The organism is Flavobacterium chuncheonense (genome assembly GCF_042686145.1).
Lineage (GTDB): Bacteria > Bacteroidota > Bacteroidia > Flavobacteriales > Flavobacteriaceae > Flavobacterium > Flavobacterium chuncheonense.
Window position 1 is genome coordinate 114838 of sequence record NZ_JBHUPC010000006.1, and the last position, 11521, is coordinate 126358.

The following is an 11521-nucleotide window of genomic DNA, read 5'->3' on the forward strand; positions in this document are numbered from 1 at the left end:
TAAGCGGTACCACCAGTTGGTGCATCATACCAAATTACTGGTGTTTCATTTGTTTGTAAGTCAGCCACAGTAGGGTTTTGACTTGCGCAGAACTCTTGTGTAGTATTGGTTGTAGTTGGCGTTGCTTCGTCTGTAATATTTGCAGTAACCGCTAAACGAATACTTGATTCACAAGTAGCACCTTGATATGCTGCATAGTAAATGCCATTTGTTAAGGCTGTAGTTGGAGCGTAAGCAGTACCACCAGTTGGTGCATCATACCAAATTACCGGAGTTTCATTTGTTTGTAAGTCAGCCACAGTAGGGTTTTGACTTGCACAGAACTCTTGTGTAGTATTGGTTGTAGTTGGAATGATTTCATCTACAATAGTAAAAGTAATTTCTTTTGGTGTTAAATTTTGACAAATACCATCTCCTTCAACAGCAACCCCATAAGTATAAGTTCCTACAGGAAGGCTTCCTAAATCTAAAAAACCTGTATCCCCTCCAGATATTAAAGTTCCATTCTCATCATACCAATAAAAAACAGGATTTGTAATTGTGCTTATCGTACTTAAAGCTGCAGTTAAAATTACTTGTGGATTATCAATTAAACATAAGTTCCCTATAGGAATATTTCCATTAACAAGTAGGTCTGCAATATCAGTATCCAGTGCATTTGCTTTAATATGGACCACGAATTCTTGAAGTGATCCTATTTCGCATCCTTGACGAATGGCTTGAACATAAAAGGTGTAATTTCCTTCTGTTAGACCAACTGGTAAATCAAAATCATAATTGTTAGTAGTTATTAGTGGATTCATAGCACTATCAAAAACTTGATAAGTAGTACAAGTGTCTTGAATTTCAAATGATAATTGACTCGTAGAACACAAATCAATTTCGCCTGAAGTATTAGGAATTTCTACTGTTTCAATTATTGGTTTTAAATTTACTTCGTGTACATTTATAGCATCTAAAACATTTGCGACACCTCCATAACTTATTACGACTTTGTTGAATGTCATACTAGGTGTTAACGTTAAAGATGCGACTTCGTCTCCGTTTGAATTTGGACCTAAAAGAACCAAGTTTAACACAGGATCAATGTTTGTAATAGGTCCCATTACCAAAATGTCATCTTCGTATAAACTAATCTGTAAACCGTTTATTAATCCCAGTTGTAATATGTTGTTGTCTGGTCTAGATAAAAGAATTTCAAGTTGATCGCCAATTTGATTTTCTGATTTCAATTCTACTGTAATTTGAGCACTGTTTAAAACTGCAGCACCTCTGTTAAGTATAGCAAAAGTTTCATCATCATTATCAACAGCAAGCCATGGATGCACTGCAGAAGCCGTTGCACTCAAGGCGTTTAGACCTAAAAGTACTTCAACACCATAGTTCATATCCAAAACATCTTTTCTTACATATGGATCGGTAGGTTGTATGCCATCTGTTAAATCGTCAATTCCATTTCCATCATCATCATAAGAATCAAATTGAAATGAATTACAAGCTACAGTAAGACTTGTTTGTTTAACATACGCTTCAAATACTTTATAGGTATCTGCAACTGAAAGTAGTGAACCAAAGTAGATACGTACACCAGAATAGGATTGATTACCTGAAGCATTATTAGGAATAAATGTAAATTCAAATGAAGAATCAGCCGCTAATAAGCTAATTATACCTGGATCAACAGAATTTCCTGCACCAATTGGATTTCCGTTGGTATCTAAACCATATGTTAAGAATCCAGATACAGTACTTAATCCACTATATTGTTTCCCCATTTTAATGCTAACAGGTGTACCTGCAGGGAAAGTTTGATCAAAGAACAAATCGTAATATCCTCCACCCAAACCAGCTACTCCTACAACTGTAGTAATTTCTGCTGCAGTCGAAGGGTTCTGGTCAAAAGCATTTGTACCATTAGAAAGAAAACCGCCTAGTGATGTCCAGTTATCACTAGTGGCATATATTCTTTCATAACTTGTAGGACATTGTGCATTTGAGCTTATATATTGAAGGCTAAATACTAAAAGTAAAGACAATTGAAGGCCTGTTACTTTTGAAAAAAAGTAATTAGAAATCGTTTTCATGATTTTTTAATTTTTAATTAAATAGTGTTTTCTGAATTTAGATTTCTGTGAAGGCTTCTAAAAAAATTAGATAAAAGGGCATCTTCAGATAATTTAACAAAATCATCTGTTTCATTTTTTTGAAAAGAATTTTTTTCAAATGTTACGTTTTGTGCATTTACGTAACTTAAGTTTGCTGTTAATAAGGACAAGAATAAAAGTCCCCATTTTGCAACAACGTAATAGTGTACTTTAACTTCCATACGCTAAAATGTTTAATTGTTTGAATAATAATCATTTGTACGAGAAATTATGGTTAAGTTTCTAAATAAAGATTTGGGCTTACTTTATTTAAAGATTTTACAACTTTTAATCAAACATTAATGTGGTAATAGCGTTTTTTCGTAGGAATAAAATTAATAATAAATATTTAACAGCAACTACTCATGACTGTTTTTTTTGTTAAAAAAACATTAAATTTTGTTAAATAGTTAAATTATATTAAACATTTTAAGTTTTGTTTATTATAAAACATCAATAAAAGTTATGGTATTAAATTATAAAAAAAATAGTGATATAATGCGTATATTTGCTATCCTTAAAAATTGAAAAATGGGAATGAATAAAAATACAGTCTTAGCTTGGGCTACGTTTATAATGATTTTGATGGGACTTTTGTTAATAGGATTAGCAGTTTTTCAGTATCAAAATGTGGCAGGTTGGGGATTTGGTGCTGTAGGAATTGGTTTTTTTGCAATTGCATGGGTTTTCAATGCCTTAAAAGGAAGAGTATAAAGTTTAAAATTTAAATACAATAGAATGTCAGACGATAAGAAAGTAATTTTTTCTATGTCACGAGTAAATAAAATTTACTCAAGTACAAATAAACAAGTATTAAAAGATATCTATTTGAGTTTCTTTTATGGAGCTAAAATTGGTATTCTAGGTTTAAATGGGTCTGGTAAATCATCTTTATTAAAGATTATAGCTGGATTGGATAAAAACTATCAAGGAGATGTAGTTTTTGCACCAGGCTATACAGTTGGATATTTAGAACAAGAACCACAACTTGATGAAAATAAAACGGTAATTGAAATTGTACGTGAAGGTGCTGCTGAAATTTATGCTTTGCTGGATGAATTTAATAAAATAAATGACAGTTTTGGTTTGCCTGAAGTGTATGAAGATGCAGATAAAATGCAAAAGTTGATGGATCGCCAAGCAGAATTACAAGATAAAATTGATGCTGCAGGAGCTTGGGAAATTGACAATAAATTAGAAGTTGCGATGGATGCACTTCGTACTCCTGAGGCAGATACACCTATCAAGGTGCTTTCTGGAGGAGAGAAAAGACGTGTAGCACTTTGTCGTCTTTTATTACAGCAACCAGATGTGTTATTATTAGATGAGCCTACCAACCACTTGGATGCAGAATCTGTACTTTGGTTAGAGCAACACTTACAGCAATATGCAGGAACTGTAATTGCAGTAACGCACGACCGTTATTTCTTGGATAATGTTGCAGGATGGATTTTAGAATTGGATAGAGGAGAAGGTATTCCATGGAAAGGAAATTATTCTTCGTGGCTGGATCAAAAATCGAAACGTATGGAGCAAGAAGAAAAAGTTGCTTCAAAACGTAGAAAAACTTTAGAACGTGAGTTAGATTGGGTTCGTCAAGGAGCTAAAGGTCGTCAAACGAAACAAAAAGCACGTTTACAAAACTATGATCGTTTATTAAATGAAGATCAAAAGCAATTAGAAGAAAAATTAGAAATTTATATTCCAAATGGACCTCGTTTGGGGACCAATGTAATTGAAGCTAAAAACGTATCAAAGGCATTTGGTGATAAGTTATTATATGATGATTTGAATTTTACTTTGCCACAAGCAGGTATTGTTGGGATTATTGGTCCCAATGGTGCTGGTAAATCAACTATTTTCAGAATGATAATGGGAGAAGAGCAACCAGACGGAGGTACTTTTTCAATAGGTGATACGGTTAAAATTGCTTATGTTGATCAATCTCATGCCGATATCGATTCTGAAAAATCAATTTATGAAAATTTCTGTGATGGTCAAGAATTAATGATGATGGGAGGTCGCCAAGTTAACTCGCGCGCCTATCTTTCTCGTTTTAACTTTGGAGGTAGCGATCAGAATAAAAAAGTAGCGACATTATCGGGTGGAGAACGAAACCGTTTACACTTAGCAATGACCTTAAAAGAAGAAGGAAACGTGTTGCTTCTAGATGAGCCAACGAATGACTTGGATATTAATACTCTACGTGCACTTGAAGAAGGTTTAGAAAACTTTGCAGGTTGTGCTGTGATTATTTCACACGACAGATGGTTCTTGGATCGTGTTTGTACTCACATTCTTGCCTTTGAAGGTGATTCTCAAGTGTATTGCTTCGAGGGAAGTTTCTCAGAGTATGAAGAAAACAAGAAAAAACGTTTAGGTAAAGAAGTTACACCGACACGAATTAAATATAAAAAATTAATACGATAATTACTTTTATTGTGAAAAATCCTGATTTTTAATCAGGATTTTTTTATATTTATTCATTACTAAGACTTTATGAAACAAAAGCCATTGTTTTTTTTATTGCTCTGTCTCGTTCTTTGTAATTTGGGTATGGCCCAAGATTACAAGATTGAGGTAAAAGAGTTATTAAAACAATCGGGGAATTACTTTTTAGAACTCAAAAACGACAAGTCTCTTGAATACGCCAATTCTGCACTTCAACTCAGTATTCAAAATGATGATAATGAATATGCAGCCAAAGCTTATAATTTAATTGGTTTAAATTTTAATGAATATTCAGATGTGCAAAAGGCAATTGAATATTACGAAAAGGGGATTGAATATGCGGAGAGAACTTCAAATGACACTATAAAAGCTTGGATTTATAATAACCTTGGAAATGCTTATGCCTATAGCGCAGTAGATGTTGCTAAAGGTATTGAGTACTATGAAAAGGGTCTTTATCATTCGGAAAAGTTTGAGGATGAAGGCGAAATCATGTACAGTAAGCTTAACATGATAGAACCTTATTTTAACACTGGTTTCTATGAAAAGGGAAGGCAATATTTGAATGAAGTAAAGGAAGTAGTTGAAAATGGTGAATATTTGGAATCAAAAATTACCTTTTCTATTTTAAATGCACTTTATTATGAACATTTTAAAGACTTTAAAAAGGCTGAAAGTTATTATTTGAAAGCTGTATCCTTTTGCCAACAAAACGATATCGATTATTTGTTGACAAATGTTGAGAATGTATACGGTAGTGTTTCTAAATTTTATTTTGATAGAAAAAATTATGAGAAAGCGTATTTGTTTTTGAGAAGACAGGACTCTATAAAAGATAAAATTTATAATGAAGAGCGTATTAATGCAGTAAAATTGGTAGGTAATGATATTGAAGAACAGGAATCCAAAAGAAAAATTGAAAGAATTGAATCGGAACGTTTAATCCAAGAACAACAAATTAAAAACAACAAGATTGTTTTAATTCTTCTAGTTGCGATGTTTACTATTTTGACTTTGTTTGCATTTACACTTTATAAAAATAATTTGGAGAGGAGAAGTACCAACATGGAGCTTGTAAACACAAATAACGCTTTAGTGTTTGCAAAGGAAAAAGCGGAGAAGGCTTTAAGTGTAAAATCGCAATTTATTTCCACCATTAGTCATGAGTTGCGTACTCCTCTATATGGTGTTATAGGTACAACAGATATTATAGAGGAAGAACATGCTGAATTGGAAAATAGTCCGCATTTAAAGGCGTTAAAATTTTCAGCTAATTATTTACTTTCATTGGTTAATGATATTCTGATTGTTTATAAAATTGAAGAACAAAAGGTAGTTTTGGAAAGTAATTTGTTTCATTTAAAAGATAAATTAGAAACCATTCGCGACTCATTGGAAACCATTTGTAGAAAGAATAATAATAAAATAGTTGTTGAAGTAGCACCAGATGTTCCGGAGTATTTAATTGGTGATAATATTCGATTATCACAGATTATTATTAACTTATTGAGTAATTCGTTGAAGTTTACCAATAATGGAAAAGTATCCATTTCTGTTTCAAATGTTTCAAACGAAGGAGATATGCACAAATTGAAATTTGTTGTTGCCGATACAGGAATTGGAATTCCAAAAAACAGTTTGGATACGGTATTTGAAAAGTTTGTACAGCTTGAACGTAAAGAGGATGATTATCAAGGAACAGGATTAGGACTTACAATTGTAAAAAAATTAGTGGATATTTTTGGAGGTCAAATACTATTGGAAAGTGAAGAGCATGTAGGGACAACTATTACCATCACGTTACCATTTCAATCGGGAGATAATTCTAAGGATCAGTTTTTAAAAAACATTGAAGTCGATTTATCGCTTTCTGTTCCGTATAAAATTTTAGTTGTCGAGGATAATAAAATTAATCAAGCTGTAACTAAAAGGCTTTTAGAAAACCATAATTTTTCATGCGAGATTGTTGATAATGGTTACGCTGCTATTGATTTATTACAAAAAAATAAATTTGACGCTATTTTAATGGATATCAATATGCCATTAATTAATGGATTTGATACTTCGAAAATTATCCGTGAAAAAGGATATACTTTACCAATTATAGCAGTAACAGCGTTTGATCGCCAAGAAATAGAAGAAAAGGCTAAACAAGCTCAAATTAATGAAATCATTGTAAAGCCTTTTGATTCTTCAAAATTATTTGAGGTAATTCGAAGTTTATTAAAAACGAGTTAATACCAACGTTTCTTATTTTTTTTTGAATTATCCGATTTTCTAGAATTACTATTCTTTTGATCGGTTTTCTTTTTATTTCTCAAATCAGGTTTTGCATCTGGATTTACCACTTCATCTTTCCAAGGGAAAGGATGATCAGCTACAACTTTGATTTTCATTCGTATTAGTTTTTCAATATCTTGCCAATACGTTTTTTCATCTTTTCCGCAGAACGAAATTGCTAATCCTGCATTTCCAGCTCTACCAGTACGACCGATTCGGTGAACATAAGTTTCAGGAATATTCGGCAAATCAAAATTAATTACATAAGGTAAGTTTTCAATATCAATACCACGGGCAGCAATATCGGTTGCAACTAAAACAGAAACTTCTTGGTTTTTAAAACCTTCAAGTACTCTTTGTCTTGCCGATTGTGATTTGTCACCGTGAATGGCAGCTGCTTCAACACCTTGTTTTTTTAGGGCTTTTACCACATTATCCGCTCCATGTTTCGTTCGAGTAAATACAAGTAGGTTTTTCAAACCGTCGTTGCGAATCAAATGGTATAAAAGCTTTCTTTTATCGGATTTGTCTACCATGTATACTTTTTGGCTAACCAATTCCGCAGTGCTAGAAATAGGCGCTACCGAAACGTATTTTGGACGCGTTAAAAAAGTATCGGCTAATTCTCTGATTGCAACTGGCATGGTTGCAGAAAAAAGTAATGTTTGACGATTTTCAGGCGTTAATTTGATAATTTTTTTTACATCATTAATAAAACCCATATCAAGCATTTGATCGGCTTCATCTAAAACCAAATGATGCATATGGTTCAAGTCGATAAAACCTTGTTTGTATAAATCAAGTAAGCGACCTGGTGTAGCCACTAAAACATCAATTCCTTTTTTTAATTGATCTACTTGTGGTACTTGATTAACACCTCCAAAAATCACAAGGGTTTTAATATTGGTATACTTTCCGTAAGTATCAAAACTTTCAGCAATTTGTATGGCTAATTCTCTAGTAGGTGTCACTACCAAAGTACGAATGCGTTTTACTTTAGATTTAGAGCCAACAATTTTGTGAATCAAATTAATAATAGGAATCGCAAATGCTGCAGTTTTTCCTGTCCCTGTTTGTGCACAAGCAACTAAATCTTGTCCGGCTAATACCTCTGGGATGGCTTGTTCTTGAATAGGAGTAGGGTTTTCATAACCTTCTTCTTTTAAAGCTTCTTGGATATTACTAATTAAATGGAGTTCTTTGAATGTCATGATTAAAGTTTCAGAAGGTTATTTTCTATGCAAAGTTACGCTATTTTACTTTTCATAAAATCAGTTATTAAATACGCAATAAGCTTACCGGTTAAATGGCTATTATTAGTGTGGTCTAAATCGGGAGCTCCCTCACAAATGTGTAAGTAACTAGCATTTTTATGCTTTCCGAAATAATGAATGAATTGACGCGCTTGTTGAACGCTAAAGCCAGTAAAGGTCATAGCACTTGAATAAATACCTGGAATTGCATCTAGATCAAGTTCAATACCAAAACTATCATTTTTTATAAATTGTAATGTTGTTTCCAATTCTTGATTGAAAGTCTTTTCAGCACGTACTTCAATTTCTTCATAGGTATTAAAAGAAACACGACTGCTTAAATCTTTCATGTTCTGCAATACGGCTTTAGAAGTATAGCTTTCGTGTAACCCAAAAATAAAATATTTTTTTAAGAAGCCGTCTTCAAATGCATAGCTAAATCCGTTTCCTGAATGTCTGCCTTCAAGAATTCTAAAATCGGTATGAGCGTCAAAATTAACGGCATTAACTGGTTTACCTTTTGCTAAGGCTAAGCCTTTAATGTTACCATACGCATTGTTGTGTCCGCCACCTATAATTATTGGAATTTTACCTGCGCTTACAATTTGATGGATAATATGAGAAACTTCTTTGTCAATTTTTTCAACAAGTTTGTAAAGTTCTTTACGATGTTCTTTTTGAGAAGGATCAAGATGTTCTGCGGCTTTCATCTCTTCAGCAACGTCAAGTTCACCTAATATAAGTAAGTTATTGCCTTTGCAGAATTTATTATGTTGAATATTGACCAAACTTTTAATAGCACTTTGATAGGCAGATGCAGTTCCTTTTCGTCCCATATTAGCTCTTACGCCAATATCTTCAGGAATGCCCAAAAGCACAAATTTTGCATCACATTTTTTTAAAAAATCGAGGCTATTTTCCTCATTTGGAACCGTTAAAACCTTCTCTCCAAACTTTATTTCACCACTTCTATGGTTGGTTATTTTGGCCAACTCATTGATAGTTAAAAAATTAATATTATCCATTGTAAAAAAATTCGCTTTCCAAAAATACTATTTTAAAATTAGTTTCGTTTATAATTGCACAATTGTTTTAAAATTGTAGATTTGTTATAGTTATAAATTTTTAAACCTACTTAAATTAATGGAAAACACAGAAAACAAACAGAACAGTTCAGGATTAAAAGCAACGGTAGTTGTATTAGCGCTTTTATTATTAGGAAGTATTGGTTATATTTTGAAGATAACTGCTGATAATAAAAAAGAAGTTACTGAGTTAACCACAGAGAGACAAAACTTAGAAAGTGATTTAGAAGCTAGAATTGCTGAATTGGAAGTTATGTCTGGAGAAAACACAGCTTTAAAAAGTGATATTGATGCTCAAAAAGCAGAAATGGAGAAACTTTTAGAAGAATTAAAAAAATCTAAAGGAGATGCTGCTGCAATGGCTCGTTATAAAAATCAATATTTCAAGTTAAAACGCGAAATGGATAATTTAGTTGCTGAAAATAAATTATTAAAAGAGCAAAATATTGCTTTAACTTCTAGTTTAGATAGCACTAATGTTGCATTAAATGAATCAAGAATGTTTACGGATACATTATTAGTTCAAAATGATAATTTGACAAGAACAGTTGCTAAAGGTTCTAAATTAGCAGTATTAAATTTAAATGTTTTAGCAGTTAAAGAAAGAAGTTCTGGAAGACAAATAGAAACGGATAAAGCAAGTAGAGCTGATAAATTAAAAATTAGTTTCGTTATTGCTGAAAATCAAATTGCAAAATCAGGTGATAGAATGTATTATGTTCAAATCATCGATAGTAAAAACAATATTCTAGGTGATAAGCAGACTGTTGATATGGGAATGATAAATGGAGAAGCAATGACATTAACATATAGTTTTATCACAACTGTTAAATACGAAAATAAAACAGTTCAAGTGAATGAAGAAGTTCCAGGTGAAAATTTTGAAGCTGGTACTTATTTTGTTAATGTATTTAACGAAAAAGGTGAGAATGTTTCACAAACAAGCTTTAACTTAAGATAATAGTTTCCCCAAAGGCTATTACTTAATTAAAATAAAAAAAGGCGATTCTTAAGAATCGCCTTTTTTTATTTATTTAAACTCAGAACCGTTAATGACAACTTTGTCAATTAAATTTGATCCAAATTCATAAGGTAGTTGGTAATACGAAACAATGGGTTTTGTGATAATGAAGTTGGCCTTTTTTCCTCTTGTAATACTTCCTACTTCATTTGATACTCCCATTGCATATGCACCGTTTACAGTTGCTGCATTAATAGCTTCCTCTGGGGTCATTTTCATTTTGATACATGCAGTTGCAACTACAAAGTTCATATTTCCGGAAGGTGTAGTACCTGGATTATAATCTGTTGCTAAAGCTAGTGGAAGTCCAGCAGATATCATTTTACGGGCAGGCGTATAAGGAATACTAATGAAATAGGAACAACTTGGTAAAGCTACGGGCATTGTATCTGAATTTTTCAAAACTTCGATATCTTCATCGGTAACTATTTCTAAGTGATCAACAGAAATTGCCCCATTTTGTACACAAGCTTTAATACCTTCAATTGCTGTAAATTGGTTTACGTGAATTTTTGGTGTTAAACCATACTTTTTACCAGCCTCCATAATTTTTATAGTTTCCTCAACTGAAAAGTATCCTGTTTCTAAAAAAGCATCAATATAATCGGCTAAATTTTCTTTTGCTATTTGCGGTAACATTTCGTTAATAATAACCTCAATATAATCGGCATGATTTTCTTTAAACTCAGTAGGGAAGGCGTGTGCTCCCAAAAATGTAGCTTTAATCGGAATGTTGTAATTTTCTTTTAAACGTTTGATAACGCGAAGCATTTTTAATTCGCCTTCAACGGTTAAACCGTAACCTGATTTTATTTCAACAGCACCAGTTCCTTGTTTGATTACTTCCTCTAAACGTTGTTTTGACTGCTCGTAAATTTCATCTTCAGCGGTCTCGTTTAATTTTTTTGCAGAATTTAAAATCCCACCACCTCTATTGGCAATTTCTTCATAGGACAAACCATTGATACGGTCTACAAACTCTTGTACACGGTTACCAGCATACACAATATGGGTATGACTATCAACCCAAGTTGGTAAAACAACTTTTCCCGTTAAATCAATTGTTTCACAATTTAGTTTTGGACAAGATTCCATTGAACCATATTCCTCAATTATTCCATTGTTAATTAATAAAAAAGCATTGTCAATTTTTGGCAATATAGCCATATCAATTCCTGATACTTTTTCAATTAATGTTTCACGGACTTGTAGTAATTCTTTTATGTTTGTATAGAGTGTTTGCATTGAAAATAAATTTCTGTAAAAATAAGCCCGAATTTTAAAAAC

General features: G+C 32.4%; 9 protein-coding genes. 4 read left to right on the forward strand and 5 right to left on the reverse strand.

The features are described from left to right. Positions 1-2084: immunoglobulin domain-containing protein (locus ACFS5J_RS00770; RefSeq protein WP_449267429.1), on the reverse strand; the 2084-nt coding region annotated here is incomplete at its 3' end. A 17-nt stretch (positions 2085-2101) separates the two neighbouring features. Beyond that, on the reverse strand, positions 2102-2326 hold the full coding sequence (locus ACFS5J_RS00775; RefSeq protein ID WP_379810004.1) for a hypothetical protein: 225 nt from the start codon (positions 2324-2326) through the stop codon (positions 2102-2104). A 349-nt stretch (positions 2327-2675) separates the two neighbouring features. Between ACFS5J_RS00775 and ACFS5J_RS00780 the strand changes: the two genes are divergently transcribed. From ACFS5J_RS00780 to ACFS5J_RS00790, 3 genes are all read left to right on the forward strand, one after another. Continuing rightward, complete coding sequence (locus tag ACFS5J_RS00780) at positions 2676-2858, forward strand: CAL67264 family membrane protein (RefSeq protein WP_379810005.1); 183 nt, start codon at positions 2676-2678, stop codon at positions 2856-2858. A 24-nt stretch (positions 2859-2882) separates the two neighbouring features. Then, positions 2883-4574 carry an energy-dependent translational throttle protein EttA gene (gene ettA / locus ACFS5J_RS00785; protein ID WP_379810007.1) on the forward strand — a complete coding sequence of 564 codons (1692 nt, stop codon included), beginning with the start codon at positions 2883-2885 and terminating at the stop codon, positions 4572-4574. Positions 4575-4700: 126 nt separating this feature from the next. After that, positions 4701-6833: a tetratricopeptide repeat-containing hybrid sensor histidine kinase/response regulator gene (locus ACFS5J_RS00790; RefSeq protein ID WP_379810008.1), complete on the forward strand. Its 2133-nt coding sequence runs from the start codon at positions 4701-4703 to the stop codon at positions 6831-6833. Here the strand turns inward: ACFS5J_RS00790 and ACFS5J_RS00795 are convergent. Both ACFS5J_RS00795 and ACFS5J_RS00800 read right to left on the reverse strand, forming a co-directional pair. After that, entirely contained in the window at positions 6830-8086 is a 1257-nt protein-coding gene (locus ACFS5J_RS00795) for a DEAD/DEAH box helicase (protein WP_379810009.1), read from the reverse strand. The genes ACFS5J_RS00790 and ACFS5J_RS00795 overlap by 4 nt on opposite strands. A 35-nt stretch (positions 8087-8121) precedes the next feature. Continuing rightward, complete coding sequence (locus tag ACFS5J_RS00800) at positions 8122-9153, reverse strand: formimidoylglutamase (RefSeq protein WP_379810011.1); 1032 nt, start codon at positions 9151-9153, stop codon at positions 8122-8124. 118 nt (positions 9154-9271) lie between these two features. Between ACFS5J_RS00800 and ACFS5J_RS00805 the strand changes: the two genes are divergently transcribed. After that, positions 9272-10174 carry a hypothetical protein gene (locus ACFS5J_RS00805; protein ID WP_379810012.1) on the forward strand — a complete coding sequence of 301 codons (903 nt, stop codon included), beginning with the start codon at positions 9272-9274 and terminating at the stop codon, positions 10172-10174. A 69-nt stretch (positions 10175-10243) separates the two neighbouring features. Here ACFS5J_RS00805 and hutI read toward each other — a convergent pair whose 3' ends face one another. Further along, the gene (hutI, locus tag ACFS5J_RS00810; RefSeq protein ID WP_379810013.1) at positions 10244-11479 is read right to left on the reverse strand and encodes an imidazolonepropionase; all 1236 of its coding nucleotides are present in this window, start codon (positions 11477-11479) and stop codon (positions 10244-10246) included. Positions 11480-11521: the final 42 nt, after the last annotated feature.